Here is a 23,229-nt window from a genome sequence, read left to right as displayed (position 1 = left end):
AACGGGCGCCAAAGCGCCTATTCCTTCACCCAGTTGAAGACCAGTTCTTCGCGGAACGCAAAGCGCACGATGTGGCTTGCGACGACGTCTTCCATTTGAGAGAGGTTTTCTTCAGGTGCCTCGACCGTTGTGACGAGATTTTCCGGATTAGCGTCCATCAGTACCAAGCGATTCTCGCCGAGATCGATTCGACCATGCTCGGGTGTGAATTCAACAGTGAATTTATGAGACCAATGTTTGCACAGCTGCTGTAAATAGCGACTGGCATGGGCGGTCGGTACGATTGCTTTGGTTTTAGCCATAATCTTGCTGTCCATTTTCAAGTTTTACGGACAGTGCGTAACATTGCTGTCGAAGCTATGTCACTTACCTAGATATCAACTTTTCGGGAGAAAAACAAAACCAGCAAGTGGTACGCCCAAGGGGAATCGAACCCCTGTCTGCGCCGTGAAAGGGCGCTGTCCTAACCGCTAGACGATGGGCGCCTGTTGCTGGTGTGGGTCGGCTTATAGGCAGGAAATTTCAGACGCGCAAGTCCTTTTTTAGAAAAAATCAAAGAAAATTTTCGAGGACGAACTTTCCGTATGATTCTTTGAAAACAACGAGATAGGGCGGCTTGTGCAAAAAGAACATGAACAACGAAAAGCGTTGGCGGCCATTGTGGCCTTCAACGTACAAGCTGCGGATTATAGTGTTCTGGAAAAGAAAAAACCAGCAAGTGGTACGCCCAAGGGGAATCGAACCCCTGTCTGCGCCGTGAAAGGGCGCTGTCCTAACCGCTAGACGATGGGCGCCTGTTGCTGGTGTGAGTGGGCTTATATTCAGGAAGATCCTGACTCGCAAGCCCTTAATATAACTTTTCTAAAAAAAACTCGTCTGATTGTCGTTTTCTTCTGGAAAAGCGGAGTGGGGAATCTGGCAACTATATGAAAAATAACAAAAAAGCCGGACTTTTGGTCCGGCTTGATTTGCTGTGATTACTTTTTACAGCTCCAGTTCCAGTCGCGTTCGGGACCTACATCGACGTGGACTGAGGTTGTATGGCAATAGGTGCCGACACCGCCGCGGCCTGTCATGTTGCGCGCATAGCGGGCGATCTCATGCTTTGAAACACCATCGATCTGAATGTCGGCTGCTGCACAAATCATATGAAGCGATTTGCGGGCACCATTGACCTTGCGGTTGTAGGAAGGGCTACGATAGCCGGAAGTGACCATGACAGGTTTGCGGAAGTGCCGTTCCATGGTCTTCAGCATAGTGACAAGCTGAGGCTTAAGGCAGGCAACATCGACTGTTTCGCGCTGAACCTTCAGGCCATTTGGTGCGAGCCGCGCAAGCCCCGGTGCCGATGCTAACTGAACGGATGCGTAATCGTCATATTCGTTCGCATCGATATCGCTGTCGTCATAGATGCTCTTGCGATGCTTGATCTCGAAGCCGCCGTTCGGACGCACGCCAGGGAGGGTGTAATTATATTCGTGCTTCGATTTTCCGGCTGGCCTTATAACTGCGAGCTTCTTGTTCTGCGACGTACCAGAGCTGTTTGCTGATTCATCGGTGAAGAGACGAGCGATGCTGCCTTGGCTTGCTGTTGAGGCGGGGCGCTGGGGCGCTGCATATGCATTGGCATTTTTTGCAGAGCCAAAAAGCGATGTCACTTGAGTAGGTTTCTCTGATTCTGCAGGTTTTGGCGCTTCGGCTTGTTTGGCTTCTTCCGCAGTAGGCTTAGCTACCTGTGCGGCAGCCTGCTCTTTTGTCTCTTCAGGTTTTGCAGTCTCAGTTGTTTCAGGCGCCGCTGTTGAATTTACAGGCGGCTCAGCTGGCTTTTTGCCAAACATGCCAAAGAGGGAAGTGGATTTCGTCTGTGGTGCGAGAGCTGCAACCTGAATAGAGCCGTCTTGGGTCGGTTGCGCGTCGTTTGCCGCTGCTGTTGCTGGCTTTTGTTCTGTATCAGTTGACTTTGCTTCGGCGACAGCGGCTTTCGCCGTTTCAGTCGTTGCATCAGCCTTTTTCGTTTCAGCCTTACCTGCGTCTGCTGCTGCTTCGGCGGTAACTGTCTGATCGGCAGCACTTTGAAGAGTGTCAGCAATCATGGAACCATCGGCGTTGTTCGTCATTTGTAAAGGCGAAGTGCCGTTGCCAGTCGATGTGCAGGATGCGAGTACAAGTGCGAGCAAAGCTACGCTGCTTGTCAGCAATCTGCCGGTCTTCCGGTGTGAAGGTTCTGCAAATTTCAATGTCTGCTCCAGCTCGACGTCCCGGCTGCTTCATCAGCTTGTCGGGATTTATCAGTCTGACGAACCGGAAGCCCGTGCTCGCCTGGTTTCGGGAGATCAAATCCCCCATGTGAGTCTCGCCAATTTTAAAGAAGGCGATTTTACTCACGGAAACCGGTCATTTGTACCGGGGTAGATAAACCAAGAGTTTCAGCACTTTATAGCGATTACACCACATATGTAGGCGCATTTAAGCGTGAATATACAAATCACTCAGTGATAAGTAGTAACTAATTTTTAGGATTTTTAACTGCCAAACGCAACTATTGAAAGTGCTATGTGTTTCAAAAGCGCTTATTAGGTTGTTCAATTACAGCGATATAACACAATATTACTGCTTGTAATTTTTGGTTATACTTATTTATCATTCATACATGCGTCGCTGCGGAATGAAGCCAATCGCAACTCACTTGTTGACATGATGCATCGAGTTAGTGCTATCCATTCCGCACTATACTATCTGTGACGCGCTAAGTAATGTACTAGCGTCTTCAGAGCACCAGGATCGGAACCGGACATATGACCAAAAGCACACGGAAGTTTGCCAATCTCATGCTGGCAGCAACAGCCGTGGCGCTTCTCGCGGGTTGTGCCGGTGGGCCTGAGTTTCAGGGTACGCCTCAGGAAGGTGCCAAGCGCACCGATACCTATCCGACCTTTGGCCGAATGCCAAAAGCTGCGACTACACAGATTACGCCCGAAGAGAAGGCGCAGATGATGTCCGGCCTTGATTCTGACCGCACGCGTCTTGCGGCCACACGTTCTTCCAATGCAGCTCTCACACCAGCTCAGGCCGCTGCTTTGCGCAAACAGGCGCAGGAAGAAACAGACGCCACCCTCAAGCAGATCGAAGCCGGGGAATAACGGGCTTTTCTTTCTATAAAAGCTTCGTCGCAGAACTGTAACAAGTCTCGACCCGATTCGATAACAGGTGTATAGCTCCTAACCCGGCGCATACGCGCCGTTTCATTCAACTCCCTTCTGGAACAGGATCATGTCGGAAGAATTTCATAAAGTCCGTCGCTTGCCACCTTATGTCTTTGAACAGGTAAATCGCCTGAAGGCATCGGCGCGAGCGGCTGGAGCCGACATCATTGATCTCGGAATGGGTAATCCTGATCTGCCGACGCCAAAGAACATCGTCGACAAGCTTTGCGAAGCTGTTCAGGACCCGCGCGCGCATCGATATTCGTCGTCGAAGGGCATCCCCGGTCTTCGCCGTGCGCAGGCACAATATTATGCGCGTCGTTTTGGTGTGAAGCTCAACCCGGATACACAGGTCGTTGCGACGCTTGGTTCCAAGGAAGGCTTCGCCAATATGGCGCAGGCGATCACGGCGCCCGGCGATGTCGTGCTTTGCCCGGATCCAACCTATCCGATTCATTCGTTCGGCTTCATCATGTCGGGCGGTGTGATCCGTTCGATTCCTGCAAAGCCGGATGAGGATTTCATTCGTGCGCTGGATCGTGCGGTCAAGCATTCTATTCCAAAGCCGCTCGCGCTTATTCTTAACTTCCCGTCGAACCCGACCGCTTATATTGCTACCCTTGATTTCTACAAGGATGTGGTCGATTTCGCGCGTAAGAACGATCTGATCATTCTGTCGGATCTGGCTTATTCGGAAATCTATTTTGACGACAACAACCCGCCACCATCGGTTCTTGAAGTGCCGGGTGCGATGGATGTTGCTGTCGAGTTCACTTCGATGTCGAAGACGTTTTCGATGCCGGGCTGGCGCATGGGCTTTGCAGTTGGCAATGAACGCCTGATTGCGGCACTGACGCGCGTTAAATCCTATCTGGATTATGGTGCATTCACGCCTATTCAGGTTGCAGCAACCGCAGCACTTAACGGCGACGGTACTGACATTGCTTATGTTCGGAATGTCTATAAGCAGCGTCGCGATGTGCTGGTCGACAGCTTTGGCCGTGCAGGCTGGGATGTGCCGCCACCAGCGGCAACCATGTTCGCATGGGTTCCGATTCCAGAGCGTTTCCGTGCGCTGGGCTCGCTCGAATTCTCCAAGCTTCTGGTTGAAATGGCCGACGTGGCTGTTGCGCCGGGCGTAGGCTTTGGCGAACACGGTGATGAATATGTTCGTATCGCATTGGTCGAGAACGAACACCGCATCCGTCAGGCTGCTCGTAACATCAAGCGCTTCCTGTCCGCCAAGGACGAGAATGTGCAGAACATCATTCCGCTTGAAGGTCGCCGTTAAGCGATTTTAACCGGACAAAGCAGGGGCCGTCTTCTGGTCGGCCCTTGTTTCCCACCACATAGAAATTCAACGAATCGGAAAGACAGAACAATGAGTGATGCATTGCGGATCGGCGTTGCCGGACTGGGCACCGTTGGTGCTTCGGTGTTGCGTATTCTACGTGACAAGGCCGAAATGCTCACTCGTCAGTGCGGCAAGCAAGTTACTGTTACTGCGGTGAGCGCACGCGATCGAACTCGTGATCGCGGTGTCGATCTTCGTGGCATTGAATGGTTTGACGATCCGATCGAGCTTGCCAAAAGCGCGAATATTGATGTTTTCGTTGAGCTGATCGGTGGTGATGAAGGCCCGGCCAAAACGGCTGTTGAAGCTGCATTGCGTGCAGGTCATCATGTTGTGACTGCTAATAAGGCGCTTCTTGCAAAGCACGGCGTGGCGCTTGCCAAGATTGCCGAAGAGAAGGGCGTTCTTCTCAATTTTGAAGCAGCCGTTGCTGGCGGCATTCCCGTCATCAAGGCGATGCGTGAATCATTGACCGGCAACACGGTTTCGCGCGTTTACGGTATCATGAACGGCACCTGTAACTACATCCTCACCCGGATGTGGGAAGAGGGCATTTCGTTTGAAGATTGCCTCGCAGACGCGCAGCGTCTCGGTTATGCCGAAGCTGATCCGACCTTTGACATTGAGGGCAACGATACGGCGCACAAACTTGCGCTGCTCACAAGTCTTGCATTTGGCACTCAGATTGCTGCCGACGACATTTATCTTGAAGGCATCAGCAATATTTCACTGGCCGATATTCGTGCTGCTGACGAGCTTGGCTATCGTATTAAGCTGCTCGGCGTTGCGCAGAAGACCGATACCGGTATAGAACAGCGCGTGCATCCGACCATGGTTCCAACTTCGTCAGTAATTGCACAGGTCCATGGCGTGACCAATGCAGTTGCAATCGAAACTGACCTCCTGGGTGAGCTTCTGCTTTCTGGTCCGGGTGCCGGTGGTAATGCCACGGCTTCGGCCGTGATCGGCGATCTGGCAGATATTGCCAAAAGTCGTCCCGGCTTTCAGCATGGCCCCGTTTTCGGAACACCTGCGAAAGCCTTGCAGCCATATAAGCGTGCGAAGATGCGCAAGCATGCGGGCGGCTATTTCATTCGCCTGACGGTTTATGATCGTATCGGTGCATTTGCTGGAATTGCCAAGCGTATGGCTGAGAACGACATTTCGCTTGAGTCAATCGTTCAACGTCCTTTGATGGACAGCGATGTAAGTGATGGCATCAAGACTGTTATCCTCGTTACGCACGAAACGACTGAATCCGCTGTGAAGAAAGCTCTTGAAGCAATTCTCAAGGATGATCATCTGGTCAACAAGCCACAGATGATCCGTATCGAACGCGCAGGCTGATTATATCCAATAGTGTTGCCACTCTTGAAGGGCGGCAACGACTTTGCTAAGAAGCACCCATCGGAATAGTCCGGTTTAGAGACAATATGGAAAAGGAGGGCTGTAATATGGATGTGACGCGTCACGACCGTCATCGTCAGTATGGCCCTGATTTTGCCCTGCAACATTAAATTGTGCAGGGCCGATTAAGACTGAAACAAAGGTCTTTTTCTGCCTTTTCTGAAGGCTCAGCTTCAATTGCTGTAGCCGCAAATTTGCAAGCATGTTGATTGAAGCTGTTTGAGAACTGCTCGTCAGTGCTTGGCCAAATTGGGCCTATCGTCGTGTCTCTTATATCTGTTCAGAATCTTTCGCTTAGCCTCCATCAGACCTTGTTTGCAAACCTCGATTTCGTCGTAGGCGATGGCGAGAGGCTTGGTATCGTTGCCGCCAATGGTCGTGGAAAGACCAGTCTTTTACGATTGATTGTCGGAGAGGGGGAGCCCACCAGCGGTACGATCACGCGCTCGCGTGGGCTCAAAATCGGTTATGTCAACCAGTATGTTTCTGACAATCTGATGGATCTGTCTTTCTATGACGTCGTGCTCAGCGGACTGGATGAAGAAGCACGCGCTTATGAAAGCTGGCGTGCTGATATCGTGCTTGACGATCTCAATGTTCCGGCTGAATTGCGTGAACTTGCCATTCGGCAGTTGAGTGGTGGCTGGCAGCGGCTTGCGCTTCTGGCACGCACATGGGTGTCCGAGCCTGACGTACTATTGCTGGACGAGCCGACAAACCATCTCGACCTTGAGAAGGTGCATTTGCTGGAAAACTGGCTTGATGCGCTCCCGCGTTCAGTAGCCGTCATTGTTTGCAGTCATGACCGCGCCTTTCTTGATGTGGTGACGAAACGCACGCTTTTCCTGCGTGCGGATAAGTCGTTTGTCTTTGCGTTGCCCTACAGCCAAGCGCGTGTGGCGCTTGACGAGATAGATGCGGCTGACGCCCGCCAGTTTGAAAAGGACATGAAGACTGTCCAGCAATTGCGCAGACAGGCGGCAAAGCTCAACAATATAGGCATTAACTCGGGAAGTGATTTGCTGGTGGTGAAAACCAAGCAGTTGCGTGCGCGAGCCGAGAAAATCGAGGAAAGCGCGAAAGCAGCACATGTCGAACGCTCTGCGGGCAAGATCAGGCTCGATGGTCGGGGCAGCCATGCCAAGGCATTGATCGTTATCGATCAGGCCGAGATTGCGGCTCCTGACGGTCGCCCCCTCTATAAAGCCGGGCAGTTGTGGGTAAATCCCGGTGACAGAATTGTGCTGCTCGGCGCTAACGGTACGGGTAAGACGCGATTGCTCACACTGGTTCGTGAAGCAATCCTTCAGCCGGAACAATCACTTGCGGGCATCAAAGCAACGCCGTCACTCGTGTTGGGCTATAGTGATCAGGCTTTATCCGAGCTGAATGGTAAATGGACGCCATTTGAGACGATCATGAAGCGTTTTGATGTCGGCGACCAGCGAGCACGATCCTTGCTTGCCGGCGCCGGTATGACGCTTGAGATGCAGACCAAACCTTTGTCGCGGCTTTCGGGCGGACAAAAGGCGCGGCTTGCCATGCTGGTTCTGCGTCTGACCAAGCCGAACTTCTACATTCTCGATGAGCCGACCAATCATCTGGATATCGATGGGCAAGAAGCGCTGGAAGCAGAACTGTTGAGCGATGAAACAGCGAGCCTCATCGTATCGCATGATCGCAGTTTCGTGCGTAACGTTGGAAATCGTTTCTGGGTAATCGATAGAAAAAAGCTGGTCGAAGTTGATAATCCGGAGTTTTTCTTCGAAGCGGCTGTCGGTTGATCTGCTGAAAATTCTTTTGGTTGCTTTCAGCTTTCTGGTCTCAATGGTTGGGTGTGTTCGTTCACGCCCGACCAAGACATGAAACTAAGTGTGTGACCTTAAATCGATTAAGCGCTTGAGTGCAAAATCTTTTTACCCTTCATTCTCTTGCAGGCGGCAGGGGACTTTGACAAAAGATTTGCATATTGTCGCTATAAGTGACGACACTGTCGTTCTGACGACGCAGCAACCTCATTCGAATTCAGGACTTTGTTCACATGGCCAAGACCGCAGAGCAGCAACCGCATGGATCAGCCCAGGGACTGGATCGCATTCTCACACTCGAACTCGTTCGTGTGGCAGAACGCGCGGCAGTGGCTGCAGCACGCCTTCGTGGACGTGGCGATGAAATGGCTGCCGATCAGGCCGCAGTTGACGCCATGCGTCAGGAGCTTAATCGTCTGCCGATTGCTGGTACCGTCGTAATTGGTGAAGGCGAACGCGATGAAGCGCCGATGCTCTATATCGGGGAAGAAGTTGGCACCAAGCAGGGGCCTGATGTCGATATCGCGCTCGACCCCCTGGAAGGTACGACGATTTGCGCCAAGAATCTGCCGAACTCGCTGGCTGTTATCGCCATCGCTGAGAAGGGGAATCTGCTCTATGCGCCAGATGTTTACATGGAAAAAATTGCTGTTGGTCCAGGTTATCCGAAGGGCGTTGTCGATCTCGATGCAACACCGACCGACAACATCATGGCCATTGCAAAGGCCAAGGGCGTAAAGCCACATGAAATTACGGCCTGCATTATGGATCGTCCACGCCACGCGCGTCTGATCGAAGAAGTGCGTGCGACTGGTGCGTCCATTCGTTTGATCGGCGATGGTGACGTTGCGGGTGTTATGCACACGACCAATCCGGATGAAACCGGCATCGATATTTATATCGGTATCGGTGGTGCGCCGGAGGGTGTGCTGGCAGCTGCTGCATTGCGTTGCATTGGCGGCCAGATGCAGGGCCGACTTCAGCTTAATTCTGATGAGAAAATCGCACGCGCGGCCAAGATGGGCATTTCCGACCCGAAAAAGGTCTATACTCTGGAAGAGATGGCGAAGGGCGACGTGCTTTTTGCTGCAACCGGTGTGACGGATGGTAATATGCTTTCTGGCGTCAAGTTCGCCCGTGATTATATCCAGACCCACACAATCGTCATGCGCTCAAGTTCGCAGACAGTTCGTGAAATCAAGGCACGGCATCAGGATTTGTCGAAGTTCTAACAGAGCTATCATAGGGTTGTTTAAAAGGCGGCATTGCAAAAATGTCGCCTTTTGTGTCTTTAAGAAACCATGACAACAGAACGCTTTTTTCTTGGCATCCGTAAATCTGTCACTGGCCAGAAATGGATGGATCGGCTCGGCCCGCGTGAGGCCAATACGGCGCTCGCAATCGCGCAGCATCATGGCATTTCCGATCTGGTATCGCGCGTGCTTGCAGGGCGCGGGGTTTCTGTAGAAGGCGCGCCGGAGTTTATCGATCCGAGCCTGCGCAACCTGATGCCAGATCCAGCCATGCTGACCGATATGGATAAAGCCGCAAACCGCATCGCCGACGCTATTATGCGGCGCGAGACGGTTGCTATTTTCGGCGACTATGACGTTGACGGTGCATGTTCATCCGCCCTCATGGCGCGGTTTTTGAAACATTATGGTATCACGCATTCAATCTATATTCCGGATCGTATCTTTGAAGGATATGGCCCGAACCCCGATGCCATGCGTGAACTGGTCGCAAAGGGTGCCTCGTTAATCGTGACGGTTGATTGCGGCACCAACAGCGCGCCGTCGATTACGGCTGCAAAAGAAGCTGGTGCCGATGTCGTGGTTATCGACCACCATCAGGTAGGCGGTGATCTACCGGATGATGCGGTGGCCATTGTCAACCCGAACCGCGAAGACGATATTTCACAGCAGGAGCATCTGTGCGCCGCGGGCGTTGTTTTTCTGACGCTTGTTCAGGTGACAAAAGTTTTGCGCGAACGTGGCAAGGGGCCTGGGCCGGACCTTCTCTCGCTGCTCGATTTGGTGGCACTTGCGACAGTTTGCGACGTGGTTCCGCTGAAAGGTGTCAATCGCGCCTTTGTCGTGAAGGGACTGCTGGTTGCGCGTAGCCAGAGCAATGCGGGACTGGCAGCACTTGGCCGGGTTTCGCGCATTGGCGAGCCGCTCAATGTTTTCCATCTTGGCTATCTGATCGGCCCACGTATCAATGCCGGGGGACGTATTGGTGATGCAGGGCTGGGCGCTCGGTTGCTTACACTGGACGATTCAACCGCTGCTGATCCAATTGCGGCAGAACTCGACCGACTCAATCAGGAGCGACAGGCTATGGAAGCCGAAATGCTGATTGAGGCCGAAGCGGAAGCTTCACTTGAGCTTTCAGGCGGTGCAGGTGCATCGGTGATTGTGACGGCAAGTGATCGCTGGCATCCGGGTATCGTCGGATTGCTGGCATCGCGGCTCAAAGAAAAGGCGCGTCGGCCTGCCTTTGCGATTTCATTTAATGCGAATGGCATTGGCTCGGGGTCGGGGCGTTCTATTTCCGGACTTGATCTTGGCAAACTGGTTCGCGGTGCGATGGAGCGCGGGTTGCTGGTAAAGGGCGGTGGTCACGCCATGGCAGCTGGTATTACCATTGAGCGCGGCAAGCTTGGTGCGCTTCGTGCATATCTTGAGGAAGAATCGGCTGATACGGTCGCAAGGCTTCGTGAAAATCAGAGTCTTTCGATTGACGGGGCGGTTGCTGCTTCGGGCGCGACTGTTTCGCTTTATGAATCGTTGCAGAAAGCTGGTCCTTTCGGCTCTGCGCATCCACAGCCGGTGCTTGCACTTCCGCATCATATATTGGCGGATGTGCGTTTAGTGGGACGCGATCATGTGCGTGTTGCTCTGCGTGGCGCAGATGGCAAACGCGTCAACGCGATCGCCTTCCGCGTTGCTGAAGGCGATCTGGGGCGGTTTTTGTTTAATAATATCGGTCAGAGTGTCCATATTGTTGGGAATCTGTCGCTCAATCACTGGAACGGTTCAGTCACTCCTCAGATACAGATTCTGGATGCAGCTGTGCCTATTTGAATTTTCTCAACTTTTTTGTCTTCACGCTCTTGTGAAAACGGGGAGCGAATTCCCATATAATCACGGACTAAAATATTCTGTGATTACTCTATTGGGAGATACTTATGCCGGGTTCCGGAAACCGCCTGACCAAACTGACCGCTGCAATGGTCCTTGGGCTTATAGCCTCTTTTGCCGCTGTTGATTTCGCCGAGGCTCGCCGTGCTGGCGGGGGCGGTTTTGGTAGCCGTGGTGCACGTACATATCAGGCGCCTGCACCGACACGCACTGCACCAAACAATGCAGCGCCTATGGAACGTTCGATGACGCCAAATACAGGTGCAACCCAGACCAATCGTCCGGGTGCAGCGGCAGGCCCACAGAATGCAGCTGCAGCTCGTTCCGGCGGCATGTTTGGCAATTTCGGCCGTTCGATGCTCGGTGGTCTCCTTGTTGGTGGTCTGATCGGCATGTTGCTGGGTAATGGCCTTGGCGGTATGGCCGGCATGTTAGGCCTTCTGTTGCAGGTCGCTGTCATTGCGCTGATCGCGATGTTCGTCATGCGCATGATTGCAAATCGTCGTCAGACGGCAGCAGCGGGTGCAGGCAACGCCGGTGCTCAGCCTTTTAATGCTGCACAGGTTTTTGGTTCTGCAAAGACTGCCGCACCGCAGTCAAATACTGCAAGCCGCACGCCTTCGGTTAATCCGTTTGCCAACAAGCAGGCAGAAGCTCCAGCTGCGCCCGTTGTTGAAGAAGAGCCAATGGATGTGGGGCAGGAAGAGCTTGATCGTTTTGAGCAGATGCTTTCTGAAATCCAGACCGCTTATGGTCGTGAGGATTATGCAGCACTGCGCAAGCTCGCAACACCGGAAGCCATGTCTTACTTGGCTGAAGAACTAGGCGAGATCGCTTCAAGCGGTATGCGTAATGAAGTCAAGGACGTGAAGCTGCTTCAGGGCGATGTTTCCGAAGCATGGCGTGAAGGCAATGTTGACTATGCCACTGTCGCCATCCGCTACTCGGCTATCGATGTTATGCTTGATCGCAATACAGGTGCAGTCGTTGAAGGCAACCCTGATGAGCCGGTTGAAAGCGTCGAAGTCTGGACGTTCACCCGCGTTGATGGTGGCGACTGGTTGCTCGCAGCCATTCAAGGCACCGAATAAGCCTAACAGTTTTAATGAAAAGGCCCGGTCGAGAGACCGGGCCTTTTTCTTGATTACCAGCTGCCGATGTTTTCGGCCGAAGCCCATGGCTCCTGCGGAGCGAGGCGCTCACCCTTCTGGATCAGTTCGATGGAAATGCCGTCGGGTGACTTGATGAAAGCCATGTGGCCGTCGCGTGGTGGACGGTTGATTGTGACGCCAGCGTCTTTCAGATTCTGGCAAGTCTCATAGATATTATCGACCGCATAAGCGAGATGGCCGAAGTTACGGCCACCGGTATAGGTTTCCGGGTCCCAGTTATAGGTCAGTTCCAACTCTGGAGCGCGTTCTGCCTTGGCCTTATCCTTGTCTGATGGCGCGGCAAGGAAGATGAGCGTAAAGCGACCTTTCTCATTTTCAGTCCGGCGAATTTCTTCAAGGCCAAACTTGTTCACGTAAAAATCGAGCGATTCATCAATGTCGCGAATTCTAACCATCGTGTGCAGATAACGCATAGTCTTCTCCTGGTTCGCATGTTTGCCGGTTGTAGGATTTAACGCTTTCCCCAAAGAATGGTTCAGCTTTTCGTATCCTGCCGTCCGGTTTCCAATGCACGGCTTGAAAGAGCAATTTCGTGGATAGGCGGCTTACGTGAAAACGCAAGTAAACAAGTTGTCGAATTGCCATGCTGCCATATGTTTTCGACGAGGTGCTTGATACGGCAATTTTCAATTTTAGAAATTGGCAAATTAACGCTGAGAGCACAAAGCCTGTGATCATCTTCATGACAGCAAAAGTTTAGGCTTGCCGCCTCCGGTTAAGGAAGTGTTATTCTTTGGGCAAGAATCAGGACAGAATCGCAACGGAACAACAGAGGAGGGACGAGCGCATGGCGGACAAATCTGTGTCGGATGACCAGTTTCGCAGTCAGGCCTCCTCAGAAGAGCTAGGCGAACTTATTGAAGTGTCCGGCCACATCAAGTGGTTCGACGTTGCAAAGGGGTACGGTTTCATCGTGCCCGACCAGCCTGGGCTTTCCGATATTCTCCTTCATGTCACATCGCTTCGCCGCGATGGCTTTCAAACAGCGCTCGAAGGCGCGCGTATCGTTTGTGAAGTGCGCAATGGCGATCGTGGTATGCAGTGCTTCCGCGTTCTTTCCATGGATACGTCTACAGCAGTTCATCCGGCTCAGATGGCGCCACAGCGCACGCATGTAACGGTTACGCCATCAAGCGGGCTGGAGCGCGTGATTGTGAAGTGGTTCAACCGCACCAAGGGCTTCGGCTTTCTGACGCGCGGTGAGGGCACAGAAGATATTTTCATTCATATGGAAACGCTTCGTCGCTTCGGCATGATGGAACTGCGCCCCGGTCAAGTCGTTCTGATCCGTTTCGGCAACGGAGACAAGGGCCTCATGGCTGCGGAAATCCATCCAGATATTGGCACGGCGATTCCGGTTTCTCATTGAGCAGCCCACCAAAGCTCATAGAATCACTCTATCTCTTCGCTTAATGCATCATCCAGCGCAAAAACGTTTCGCACTTTTGCTGGAGATGATCGAACTCCCATTTCATATTCTGTAACAACCGGGTGATGCTGGCGACTTAGTCTTGCCGTACTACAACCTCGTTGTTATCTTCGCGGCTCAATCGCACCATTCGTGAGCGCCCGTGACAGCGCAATTGGCACGAACGCGCAGCACGAGAGCAGGGTATGGGCCGGATTCTTTTCGCATTCGCTTTTCTATTTTTTGCTGTTTCTGCCCATGCGCAGGAAACCAAGCCAATGCTATTGCCTTTGGATAAAGAACCGCTGACCTTCGTTACCTCAAAGGGCAAGGTTTCATTCGGGTTGGAGATTGCTGCTACAGATGAAGCGCGTATGCGTGGTCTGATGTGGCGAACCGATTTTCCGAAAGACCGCGCGATGCTCTTTGTTTTTGGCGAAATGCGGAGCGTGATGATGTGGATGCAGAACACGCCTTCGCCGCTGGATATGGTTTTTCTTGACGATACCGGCCATGTGTCGGCGATCCATGAAAATGCAGAACCGTTCTCCGAGGCCATCATTTCTTCGCAAGGGCCTGCGGCTTATGTGGTTGAACTTCTGGCCGGGACTGTTAAACGAACCGGTATCAAGCGTGGTGACAGTGCGATCCACAAGGCCATTTGTGGTGAGTGTCGCAGTTAAGCCTGTCAAAAATCCCGCATTCTGAAATTCAAAAGGAATACAAAATTGAGCGCGCTCGATATCGAATATTTCGAACATGATGGTCTGCGTCTTGCGTATCGTCAGGACGGAGAGGGCGATCCGATCCTGCTCATTCACGGCTTTGCCTCGTCAAGCCTCGTCAATTGGGTGTCGCCGGGTTGGTTTCGCACTTTGACTGAAGCAGGTTATCGCGTGATCGCCATCGATGATCGTGGCCACGGCTTTTCTGCAAAGAGCCATGAAGCAGCGGATTACACACCGAGCGCCATGGCGGGTGATGCCGCGGCTCTGCTCGATCATCTTGGCATCGAAAAAGCGCATGTCATGGGATATTCGATGGGCGCGCGCATCACTGCGTTTCTGGCAATCGAGCACCCCGAACGTGTTCATAGCACCGTGTTTGGCGGTCTTGGCATCGGCATGGTGACGGGCGCGGGCGACTGGGAGCCAATTGGTGAAGCACTTCTTGCAGAAGATCCATCGACCATCACGCATCCGCGCGGGATGATGTTCCGCAAATTTGCCGACCAGACCAAGAGTGATCGAATTGCGCTCGCGGCTTGTGTCATTACATCCAAGGAACTGGTTTCTGCCGAGGCAATTGCGCGCATCATGCAGCCGGTCCTTGTAGCGGTGGGTACGACAGACGATATTGCAGGGAGCGCTCAAGAGTTGGCAGATATGCTGCCAAATGGCCGTGCGCTCGATATTCCTGACCGTGACCACATGTTGGCGGTGGGTGACAAGGTTTATAAGAAAGGTGTTCTGGCCTTTCTCGAAGAAAACCCTCTCTGAGTTCGGGCGCGATACGCTAACGACAGCGATAAGATTTATGCGGTGTAAAGGCACGGCATTTTGAGATATGTTGTCTGCCGAACTCGCATTGCAATGCAGGCTTTATGGGCAACGGGAGTGTTCAATTGTCTGCAATGAGCAAAATTGGAGTATGCATGATGTCCGTTCGTTCGAACGCAAAATTGTCCCCTTCGTTGGGGCAGGTTGATCCGATCTGGCATTCCATTCGCGCTGAAGCGGAGGAAGCGGCCAAGAACGATCCCGTGCTTGGAACGTTTCTGTATGCGACGATCCTCAATCAATCGACGCTCGAAGATGCAGTGATGCATCGCATTGCCGAACGTCTTGGTCATGCGGATCTGAGCGCGGATATCCTGCGTCAGACTTTTGATGCGATGTTTGAAGCCAATCCGGAATGGTCGCATATAGTGCGCGTCGATATACAGGCCGTGTATGACCGCGATCCGGCTTACAGCCGTTTTATGGACCCAATTCTTTATCTGAAGGGTTTTCATGCCATCCAGACGCATCGTCTGGCTCATTGGCTTTATAAAGAAGGTCGTAAGGATTTTGCTTATTACCTGCAAAGCCGTTCGTCTTCGATCTTCCAGACTGATATTCATCCTGCTGCAAAGTTTGGCAGTGGGTTGTTCCTTGACCATGCGACCGGGCTTGTGGTGGGCGAAACGGCTGTCATTGAAGACAATGTTTCGATTCTGCATGGCGTAACGCTGGGCGGTACGGGCAAGGCCAGTGGTGATCGTCACCCTAAGATTCGCCATGGTGTGCTGATCGGAGCGGGTGCGAAAATTCTCGGCAATATCGAAGTTGGAAATTGCTCAAAAATTGCAGCTGGTTCTGTCGTACTGAAACCTGTGCCGAATAATGCGACAGTTGCTGGTGTGCCAGCAAAGGTTGTCGGGGAAAGCGGCTGTTCCGAGCCATCGCGCGTTATGGACCAGACGCTGGGCGAAGCAGCCTTTGGTGAGCACATGTACGGCGAAGGTATTTAGCCCGGCATAGTTCCCATAAATCGTAACGATCTGCCGCGTCTGGTCTTTTCATCAGCGCGGACTATATCGACAAACAGTCATCCAAACTAACGGTGTATGCGCTGAGCCGCTCATGCGTTAGTGCTTTACATCAAACAATGCCGGGTGCATTAAACCGGCCTCAATTCAATATCAGGAGAAGCCGGTTGAAACCCGAAGAACTCAAGAAACTCGACGCATATTTCAAGCGGACTTTCAACAATCCGGGCCTTCAGGTGAAGGCGCGTCCGCGCAAGGACGATTCCGCTGAGGTATATCTGGATGATGAGTTCCTGGGTCTCGTCTATAAGGACGAAGACGAAGGCGAACTTTCCTACAACTTCTCGATGGCTATTCTTGACGTCGATCTTTAAGATCCGTCTTGATTGATGAACCAGAACGCCCTTTCTGCTTTGCAGAGAGGGCGTTTTTTATTGGCTTGATGGTCCGAGGAGCGTTCTCTACAAAAGTTGGCGCTGATTGAGGAAGGTGGGAGAAATCATGATTGATTCATTTGCGCGCCATGTTTTGGGTACTGCCGCAGCCCTATGTATGGGCCTTGTGGCTTCCTCTGCGCAAGCGCAAGCGCAGGCGATTGACGATGACGGTACCTGTCCCGAACTGGCCCAGAAAATGAGCAAGATCTATTTTGGTTTTCCTGAGATTGTTGATGGTTCCATTGAACGTTTTGCCAGCTGGAAGGCATCCTGTGCCGCTAAGGCTCCTGCGGGACAGGGAAATGTCGTCGCTCTTTGTCAGGGCAAGCTTCAAGGTGAAGGCAATGTCTTCTTCTGGATCAAGGCAGCCGTGGAAGCTGAAAGCAGCGGCTATGAAATCTGCGATTGATCATGGCGCAAGACGACAGAGATAAACAGCTGCCTATCTGGCTTAATATCCGCAATCGTAAAACGCGCGATATTAAGCCGGATCCTGAAAATCGACCGCAATCTGAAATGCGAAAATTTTCGTCGGGTTCGCTTTGGGCCAGTACAGTGCTCGGGGGACTGGTGTCGTTCTTTTTGCTTCGTAGTGCTTTTAATAACGTAACCACAGGAAAAATGGCGGTTTCATCGCAGATGGGGAGGCTTCGCAGCACCTATTACTGGCCGGATGACTGGGGATTCTTCTCGACAATTGTTGGTTTCAAAGTGCTCGCAGGTATCATCTTCCTAGCGGCAACACTCTATTGCCTGAAAGCCGCATTCCGTTCCCATGATAATTAGCGCATGTTGTTCGAAGAATTTGTGATGGAGGAAAGCTCATGCCGATCTATGCGTATAATGGTCACAAACCTGAATTTGCCGACCGGGCCAGTAACTGGATCGCACCGGATGCAACGCTGATTGGTAAAATTCTCGTTGGCGAGAATGTCGGCTTTTGGTTTGGAGCGGTTCTGCGCGGCGATAATGAGATGATCTCGGTTGGTGCGAACACCAATGTGCAAGAACACACCATCATGCATACGGATATTGGGTTTCCGCTCAGCATTGGGGAGGGCTGCACGATTGGCCATCGCGCGATTCTTCACGGTTGCACAATTGGCGATAATAGTTTGATCGGCATGGGGGCCATTTTGCTCAACGGTGCGAAAATCGGGAACAATTGCCTCATAGGCGCGGGCGCGCTGGTGACAGAAGGCAAGGAGTTTCCGGATAATTCGCTAATTGTCGGCTCGCCAGCGCGCGTTATTCGCGAGCTTGATGTTGCCGCTGTCGAAAAGCTGAAGTTGTCAGCCAAGCATTACGTCGAGAAAGGCCAATCTTTCATGCGTGGTCTGGAACCGGCATAAGCAGAATCTGATAAAATATAAAAAGGGATGGGGAACGACGACCCGTCCCTTTTTAATGTGATACTTGATGAAAATCAGTTGCGGATGCTGCTGACGAAGGTTTCGCGGCCATCCTTGATAGAGAACCAGGTGCCAGTGTTGGTCGTCGATTGGCGCTTAAGATAGGTGTAGTCGGTTTCGTTCCAAAGGCGCACACGCTGATCGAGATTGTCGAGAATGAAGTCGCCGCGATCTGTGCGTACCGTCAGAACCGCATGACCTTCGCCGTTTGCCTGACGAACGACTGTCATCAGGAGCGTATTGACTGGGATACCGAGAGCAATAAGCTCGCGGCGCTTGAGCAGCATATAATCATCGCAATCGCCAGCCGTGGTTGGGTATTCCCAATATTCCTCGCGGCCCCAGACGTCCATATCGGTGCGTGGTGCGATTCGTTCATTGACGCTGGCGTTAACCGCGATGATTTCCTGCCAAACTTTCTGATTGAGCGTCAGCGGCGCGCTGTTAGCGCTGGTGATCTTGCACTCTGTGTCATGGCGCTCGCAAAATTCATAATGGCCGATCGGCTGAGATGTACGCTCACCAGTTGGCATCCAGTGCGACTTGGATGCTGGATTCGCTGCTTGCGCAAAAGCCGTACCCAGTAACAGCAGGATTGCTGCGATGATTGTTTGCTTCGTCATTCTTTTTGTCTCCCTGTTGGAAACAAGAATGCGTGCAAGACTTTGAGGGGTAGGAAACTCAGACGCGAAAATGCGAATCTAATTTGAATAAAACTGCGCGGAACTCAGCAATGTTTTGTTCAGAAATGGCGCGTTTAAGACCATTTTAGAGGGTTTTATGGCCTTTTGATGCCCAAATTTCCCAAAAATGCGGTTTGCCAATCCGTAACCTTAGTGCGCGTTTACCTTTATATTACTGACCTTAAATGTTTCCAGTCAGGCTTTGCCGCCGTTGATGACCCGGAGAGCTGGCATATTGTGCGCAGGAACCGGCGTACCCCAGTGGCGTGTGCTGTTTGCTACATTGACTGTCATCACGGAAGGTTTGCGGACCTCCTGCTCAATGATTAGATCGGGTGCAAGCGGTTCAACACTGTTAAGATGGCCCAAGACCAGCGGATCGGCACCGGCCCATGCGACGTCACTAAGAACAACGATGCTGCCAAGGAGATTGATTCTTCCGCCTTCGCCTCTTTCGAGCGGTGCCAGCAACATCTCAAAGGCCAGACTACGTCCTGAGAGACTAATGCCGTCATTCTGGCTCAAAGCCGGGACCAAGAGAGAATCAATGTTTCTGGCAAGTTCGTTAAGGGCAGAGCGATTGCGTTCAGGCCAGAGTGACAGGAACCGAGTGGCTTTAAGTTCGCGACCGAACAGGGCACAAACGCGTGTGCCCGCGAGGCGGAACATCAGGTCCCCCGTTTCATCTTCTTCAAGAATGAACAGATCCGACAAATGCCGTACGAGCTTGCGAGGCTGGATCAGTTCGCGCTGCGGCGCATGGAGCGCGTTACCCTGACTTAAAGCCAGTCGCTGCCATTCGCTAAAAATTGCGATCGTGCTGCGGTTTTTCATTATGCGCTGCTTGCCGTTTTATCCTGATTTCGGGCAGTGCCCGTTGGTCAGCGCATTAAAATAGTATTAACGGCGAGGGCGCCAGCTGAACCCTTTCTTCATCCACTAGGGGTGGTTGTTAAGGTTAACAAGAAGTAATAGTTGCAAAAGTTCTTTTATAGCAGTTTGATGGGTTGTCAGTTGAAGCCATTGTCTTGGTTGGCTTTTTTCTGATCTCCAGATTCTGTCTCGCAAAAGTCAGACATTTGCGACAAGGCCGTACGGGATACTCCGGCGGCCTTTATTTTTAACGAATTGTCACTTATCAAGAATCCATATCCAGATGAGCGCGACCGCCAAGAGCGATCAGCGCGACAGGTCTTTCGCAGACGGAAAGTGGCAATCGATGAGCACGCCTCAGCCTGAAATGCGCGGAAACTCCAACGATTCGAGACGTTCGGGCGGCAGCGAACCAATATTCAACATACCGAGCGTCATTCTTGCGCTAATGGCGATCTGCGCTGGCGTCTATATCTATCAAAATTACTTTATCAGTGAGCAGCAGAACTATGAGTTCATGCTGAACTTTGCTTTGATTCCCGCGCGGTTCTCACTTGCTGGTGGCTTTACCGATCCGTCCGCACTTTTCACGCTCATCAGTTACTCTTTCATGCATGGCGGTTTTGCGCATATTGCGGTCAATATGATCTGGTTTGCGGCTTTCGGTTCTCCGCTCGCGGGCCGTATCGGTACTGGTCGAATGATTATTTTCTGGATTCTAACGTCGGTGATTGCGGGCCTCACGCATTATGCGATCTATCCCGAAAGCGTAACGCCACTCGTTGGTGCTTCCGGCGCAATCTCCGGCATGATGGGGGCTGCAGCGCGTTACGGGTTCCGCCGTGTCGGCTTTGGGCGCAGGTCGGAATTTGCAGGGCCGGTGCTGCCTATTGGTCTCACGCTCACACTTAAGCCTGTGCTGACCTTCGTGGGTATCTGGTTTCTGATCAATATTTTCACAGGTCTTTATTCTACAGGCGGCGCTGACTTATCGGGAATTGCATGGGAAGCCCATATTGGTGGCTTCATCGCAGGCTTTTTCGGGATTTCACTGCTTGATAAGCCCCGAAGCTACGACGCTGTGATTAGGCGCTGAGCTTAGGTCTCCCAATTTAGTCTGCTTGCAAAGCGGCTAATCAAAGCGCACCATTATTGGAACGCAGCTGGAGGAGTTGCGTTAGAATCATGCAGCGATCCTGCAGATTGGATTGCTGAACCTTGGGAGGGACTTTGGCATGACTGTTAGATCGATTCTCGAGACAAAGGGCAGGGATGTTGTTGTTATAGGCCCTGAGGAAACGCTTTCTCATGCTGTTGCTGTCTTAGCTCAACACAAAATCGGTGCTTTGGTCGTCTGTGATGAAGCAGGTCGGATAAAGGGCATTTTTTCTGAACGTGACGTGGTGCGTGCTATCGCGTCTATGCAAGAAAAGATCGCCGACCGGCTTGTGTCTGAGTTTATGACTACAAAGGTACAGGTTTGTCGGGAACATCACACTGTGAATCAGGTGATGGAAATCATGACCCGCAATCGGTTCCGTCATATGCCGGTGGAAGAAAATGGCAAGCTTGCTGGAATCATCTCAATCGGTGACGTAGTTAAGCGTCGCATTGAGGATGTGGAACGCGAAGCAGAGGATATTCGGACTTACATCGCCACGGCCTAAATCCGTGTGTCCTATTCTTCAAATCATCTGGAGCGCATGAAACGCTCCAGATAAAAACTTGAATCGCTTTTAAGAACCGGTGCGCGCACGCAGATAACGTTCCGCAGCATAGAGCGAAATTGCTGCAGCATTGGAGACGTTAAGCGATTTGATTTCGCCCGGCATATCGAGACGTGCCAGTGCAGTCACCGTTTCGCGGGTCTTCTGACGAAGACCTTTGCCTTCTGCGCCAAGAACGAGTGCAACACGACCACCCTCAAGTGTCGCTTCCATTTCAAGCGGACCTTCCGAATCAAGGCCGATGGTCATGAAACCGAGCGAATGAAGTTCTTCGATCGCTTCTGCAAGGTTGCGAACCTCAATATGAGGAATCAGTTCGAGCGCACCCGAGGCAGCCTTTGCCAGAACACCACTTTCTTGAGGGCTGTGACGGCTCGTGGTAATGATTGCTCCTGCACCAAAAGCCACTGCCGAGCGGATGATAGCACCCACATTGTGTGGATCGGTAACTTGATCCAGCACCAGCAAAAGCGGGCTATCTTTCAATTCCGACAACTTTTTATGACGAAGCGGTTCTGCTTCGATCATGACGCCCTGATGGACGGCATCCGAACCAGTCTCTTTGTCGATCTCTTTAGGTTCGACGATTTCGACTGGGAAGGGGAGGCTCTCTGCTTCGCCAATTTCAAGGCGCGCAAAGCCATTGCGAGTCGCACGCATACGCAAAATCGTGCGTGCGGAATTCTCTACAGCTGCGCGAACCGTATGCAGGCCATAAAGGCGTACGGTTCCATCCGCAACTCGACCGGCCGGAATAGGCGCTCGTTGAGGCCTGTGCGGTGCTTTGCCTTCTGCGGCTGCCTTATGGTCACGATGTTCGCGACGCAGGCGCGCATAATGAGAATCTTTAGGGGTACGGGGTGAGTTTTTATCATTCATGCGGCGCTTATACCCTGTCCACAACATGGAAGATAGCGTGCTCGATTTTATTTAATGTGAGAATTTATATCTCTTTATAGGCGTCAAATCCCGGTTTCGCGCGGTTCTCGGGGGCTGAGGGCGAGGTGATCTGTCCAAGCTGTGGAATGTTCTGCATTCTTTTCACTTTTACCCTGTTGACAGGAGCGACGCATATCGGCATAAGCCCGCTCACAGAACGACGGCGGGCCCAGCGCCAACCGGAAACTCTGTGAAAAATGCCTAGTTACTCGACTCTGCTGATAGTGATATTAGGAGGAATGCCCGAGCGGTTAAAGGGGACGGACTGTAAATCCGTTGGCTAAGCCTACGTTGGTTCAAATCCAACTTCCTCCACCACTGTCGGATTAGAGTTTAGAGTGCGCGGGTATAGCTCAATGGTAGAGCAGCAGCCTTCCAAGCTGAATACACGGGTTCGATTCCCGTTACCCGCTCCAGATTTTCAAGAGCGGATAGGCGTGTAAGGAATCATCGACGGGCGGTTCGCCGTTCCGTTTTGGCATAAATGTCGGCCTGGAAATCTGATTGGTTTCTATGCGGGCGCTCGAGCGGTTCTAGAACAAAGAGAACAACGGCGATGGCAAAGAGCAAGTTTGAACGTAATAAGCCCCACGTAAACATCGGCACCATTGGTCACGTTGACCATGGCAAGACCTCGCTGACGGCAGCGATCACCAAGTTCTTCGGTGAATTCAAGGCATACGACCAGATCGATGCTGCACCAGAAGAACGCGCTCGCGGTATCACCATTTCGACGGCTCACGTTGAATATGAAACTGCAAACCGTCACTACGCACACGTCGACTGCCCAGGCCACGCTGACTATGTTAAGAACATGATCACCGGCGCTGCACAGATGGACGGCGCGATCCTGGTTGTTTCGGCAGCTGACGGCCCGATGCCACAGACCCGTGAGCACATCCTGCTCGCTCGTCAGGTTGGCGTTCCTGCGATCGTCGTGTTCCTGAACAAGTGCGATCAGGTTGACGATGCTGAACTTCTCGAACTCGTAGAACTCGAAGTTCGCGAACTTCTGTCGAAGTACGACTTCCCAGGCGACGAAGTGCCAATCGTTAAGGGTTCGGCTCTTGCAGCTCTCGAAGATTCCTCGAAGGAACTCGGCGAAGACGCAATCCGCAACCTGATGGACGCAG

At 52.2% G+C, this 23,229-nt stretch carries 24 protein-coding genes and 4 tRNA genes; 20 read left to right on the top strand and 8 right to left on the bottom strand.

Going from position 1 to position 23,229, the window contains the following annotated elements:
- Positions 1–17: 17 nt before the first annotated feature.
- The 4 genes from ABWV94_RS10425 to ABWV94_RS10410 form a co-directional block, all read right to left on the bottom strand.
- Positions 18–302 (bottom strand): DUF2218 domain-containing protein, encoded by a 285-nt coding sequence (locus ABWV94_RS10425; protein WP_079212001.1) that lies wholly within the window; start codon positions 300–302, stop codon positions 18–20.
- Between the two features lie 108 nt (positions 303–410).
- Positions 411–485, bottom strand: a tRNA-Glu gene (locus ABWV94_RS10420).
- A gap of 234 nt (positions 486–719) precedes the next feature.
- Positions 720–794, bottom strand: a tRNA-Glu gene (locus tag ABWV94_RS10415).
- 183 nt (positions 795–977) lie between these two features.
- Entirely contained in the window at positions 978–2,237 is a 1,260-nt protein-coding gene (locus ABWV94_RS10410; RefSeq protein WP_113498104.1) for a D-Ala-D-Ala carboxypeptidase family metallohydrolase, read from the bottom strand.
- A 558-nt stretch (positions 2,238–2,795) separates the two neighbouring features.
- On the opposite strand from ABWV94_RS10410, the gene ABWV94_RS10405 reads away from it, so the two are divergent.
- The 7 genes from ABWV94_RS10405 (at position 2,796) to ABWV94_RS10375 (ending at position 12,006) form a co-directional block, all read left to right on the top strand.
- Positions 2,796–3,140: a hypothetical protein gene (locus ABWV94_RS10405; protein WP_007875502.1), complete on the top strand. Its 345-nt coding sequence runs from the start codon at positions 2,796–2,798 to the stop codon at positions 3,138–3,140.
- Positions 3,141–3,270: 130 nt separating this feature from the next.
- The gene (locus ABWV94_RS10400; protein WP_007875500.1) at positions 3,271–4,494 is read left to right on the top strand and encodes an LL-diaminopimelate aminotransferase; all 1,224 of its coding nucleotides are present in this window, start codon (positions 3,271–3,273) and stop codon (positions 4,492–4,494) included.
- Positions 4,495–4,584: 90 nt separating this feature from the next.
- Positions 4,585–5,904, top strand: a complete 1,320-nt coding sequence (locus ABWV94_RS10395; protein ID WP_113498107.1) for a homoserine dehydrogenase — start codon at positions 4,585–4,587, stop codon at positions 5,902–5,904.
- Positions 5,905–6,227: 323 nt separating this feature from the next.
- A complete protein-coding gene (locus ABWV94_RS10390; RefSeq protein ID WP_113498135.1) occupies positions 6,228–7,748 on the top strand; it encodes an ABC-F family ATP-binding cassette domain-containing protein in 1,521 nt (506 codons plus the stop codon).
- A 257-nt stretch (positions 7,749–8,005) separates the two neighbouring features.
- Positions 8,006–9,004, top strand: coding sequence for a class II fructose-bisphosphatase (gene glpX, locus ABWV94_RS10385; protein ID WP_007875494.1), 999 nt, complete (start codon positions 8,006–8,008; stop codon positions 9,002–9,004).
- A gap of 69 nt (positions 9,005–9,073) precedes the next feature.
- Complete coding sequence (gene recJ, locus ABWV94_RS10380) at positions 9,074–10,858, top strand: single-stranded-DNA-specific exonuclease RecJ (RefSeq protein WP_312469230.1); 1,785 nt, start codon at positions 9,074–9,076, stop codon at positions 10,856–10,858.
- 104 nt (positions 10,859–10,962) lie between these two features.
- Positions 10,963–12,006: a Tim44 domain-containing protein gene (locus ABWV94_RS10375; RefSeq protein WP_113498113.1), complete on the top strand. Its 1,044-nt coding sequence runs from the start codon at positions 10,963–10,965 to the stop codon at positions 12,004–12,006.
- Positions 12,007–12,059: 53 nt separating this feature from the next.
- Here ABWV94_RS10375 and gloA read toward each other — a convergent pair whose 3' ends face one another.
- Positions 12,060–12,500, bottom strand: coding sequence for a lactoylglutathione lyase (gloA, locus tag ABWV94_RS10370; protein WP_079211993.1), 441 nt, complete (start codon positions 12,498–12,500; stop codon positions 12,060–12,062).
- Between the two features lie 374 nt (positions 12,501–12,874).
- Between gloA and ABWV94_RS10365 the strand changes: the two genes are divergently transcribed.
- The 8 genes from ABWV94_RS10365 (at position 12,875) to ABWV94_RS10330 (ending at position 17,814) form a co-directional block, all read left to right on the top strand.
- On the top strand, positions 12,875–13,456 hold the full coding sequence (locus tag ABWV94_RS10365; protein ID WP_007875475.1) for a cold-shock protein: 582 nt from the start codon (positions 12,875–12,877) through the stop codon (positions 13,454–13,456).
- A 245-nt stretch (positions 13,457–13,701) separates the two neighbouring features.
- Positions 13,702–14,178 (top strand): DUF192 domain-containing protein, encoded by a 477-nt coding sequence (locus ABWV94_RS10360; RefSeq protein WP_007875473.1) that lies wholly within the window; start codon positions 13,702–13,704, stop codon positions 14,176–14,178.
- A gap of 45 nt (positions 14,179–14,223) precedes the next feature.
- Entirely contained in the window at positions 14,224–14,994 is a 771-nt protein-coding gene (locus tag ABWV94_RS10355; protein ID WP_353413568.1) for an alpha/beta fold hydrolase, read from the top strand.
- Between the two features lie 158 nt (positions 14,995–15,152).
- Entirely contained in the window at positions 15,153–16,007 is an 855-nt protein-coding gene (cysE, locus tag ABWV94_RS10350) for a serine O-acetyltransferase (RefSeq protein WP_007875465.1), read from the top strand.
- A gap of 185 nt (positions 16,008–16,192) precedes the next feature.
- Entirely contained in the window at positions 16,193–16,399 is a 207-nt protein-coding gene (locus ABWV94_RS10345) for a DUF3126 family protein (RefSeq protein ID WP_007875463.1), read from the top strand.
- Positions 16,400–16,526: 127 nt separating this feature from the next.
- The gene (locus ABWV94_RS10340) at positions 16,527–16,871 is read left to right on the top strand and encodes a hypothetical protein (RefSeq protein ID WP_079211991.1); all 345 of its coding nucleotides are present in this window, start codon (positions 16,527–16,529) and stop codon (positions 16,869–16,871) included.
- 2 nt (positions 16,872–16,873) lie between these two features.
- The gene (locus ABWV94_RS10335) at positions 16,874–17,248 is read left to right on the top strand and encodes a hypothetical protein (RefSeq protein WP_079211990.1); all 375 of its coding nucleotides are present in this window, start codon (positions 16,874–16,876) and stop codon (positions 17,246–17,248) included.
- Between the two features lie 38 nt (positions 17,249–17,286).
- Positions 17,287–17,814 carry a gamma carbonic anhydrase family protein gene (locus ABWV94_RS10330; protein WP_079211989.1) on the top strand — a complete coding sequence of 176 codons (528 nt, stop codon included), beginning with the start codon at positions 17,287–17,289 and terminating at the stop codon, positions 17,812–17,814.
- 74 nt (positions 17,815–17,888) lie between these two features.
- On the opposite strand, the gene ABWV94_RS10325 is transcribed toward ABWV94_RS10330, so the two are convergent.
- Entirely contained in the window at positions 17,889–18,497 is a 609-nt protein-coding gene (locus tag ABWV94_RS10325; protein ID WP_079211988.1) for a transglutaminase-like cysteine peptidase, read from the bottom strand.
- Positions 18,498–18,752: 255 nt separating this feature from the next.
- Positions 18,753–19,391, bottom strand: coding sequence for a PAS domain-containing protein (locus ABWV94_RS10320; RefSeq protein ID WP_113498118.1), 639 nt, complete (start codon positions 19,389–19,391; stop codon positions 18,753–18,755).
- A gap of 385 nt (positions 19,392–19,776) precedes the next feature.
- Between ABWV94_RS10320 and ABWV94_RS10315 the strand changes: the two genes are divergently transcribed.
- Positions 19,777–20,526 (top strand): rhomboid family intramembrane serine protease, encoded by a 750-nt coding sequence (locus ABWV94_RS10315; RefSeq protein ID WP_112812566.1) that lies wholly within the window; start codon positions 19,777–19,779, stop codon positions 20,524–20,526.
- Positions 20,527–20,665: 139 nt separating this feature from the next.
- A complete protein-coding gene (locus ABWV94_RS10310) occupies positions 20,666–21,097 on the top strand; it encodes a CBS domain-containing protein (protein WP_007875447.1) in 432 nt (143 codons plus the stop codon).
- A 69-nt stretch (positions 21,098–21,166) separates the two neighbouring features.
- On the opposite strand, the gene rlmB is transcribed toward ABWV94_RS10310, so the two are convergent.
- Positions 21,167–22,036 carry a 23S rRNA (guanosine(2251)-2'-O)-methyltransferase RlmB gene (gene rlmB, locus ABWV94_RS10305; protein WP_353413564.1) on the bottom strand — a complete coding sequence of 290 codons (870 nt, stop codon included), beginning with the start codon at positions 22,034–22,036 and terminating at the stop codon, positions 21,167–21,169.
- A gap of 293 nt (positions 22,037–22,329) precedes the next feature.
- Here rlmB and ABWV94_RS10300 point away from each other — a divergent pair.
- From ABWV94_RS10300 to ABWV94_RS10290, 3 genes are all read left to right on the top strand, one after another.
- Positions 22,330–22,414: transfer RNA gene (locus ABWV94_RS10300), tRNA-Tyr, on the top strand.
- 24 nt (positions 22,415–22,438) lie between these two features.
- A tRNA-Gly gene (locus ABWV94_RS10295) sits at positions 22,439–22,512 on the top strand.
- A gap of 140 nt (positions 22,513–22,652) precedes the next feature.
- Positions 22,653–23,229 (top strand): GTP-binding protein (locus ABWV94_RS10290; protein ID WP_353413562.1); only part of this gene is annotated, 577 nt, incomplete at its 3' end.

The sequence above is a fragment of the Brucella sp. NBRC 12953 genome (assembly GCF_040369775.1).
Classification (GTDB): Bacteria; Pseudomonadota; Alphaproteobacteria; order Rhizobiales; family Rhizobiaceae; genus Brucella; species Brucella pseudogrignonensis.
This window is presented reverse-complemented; position numbering and strand designations above follow the sequence as displayed.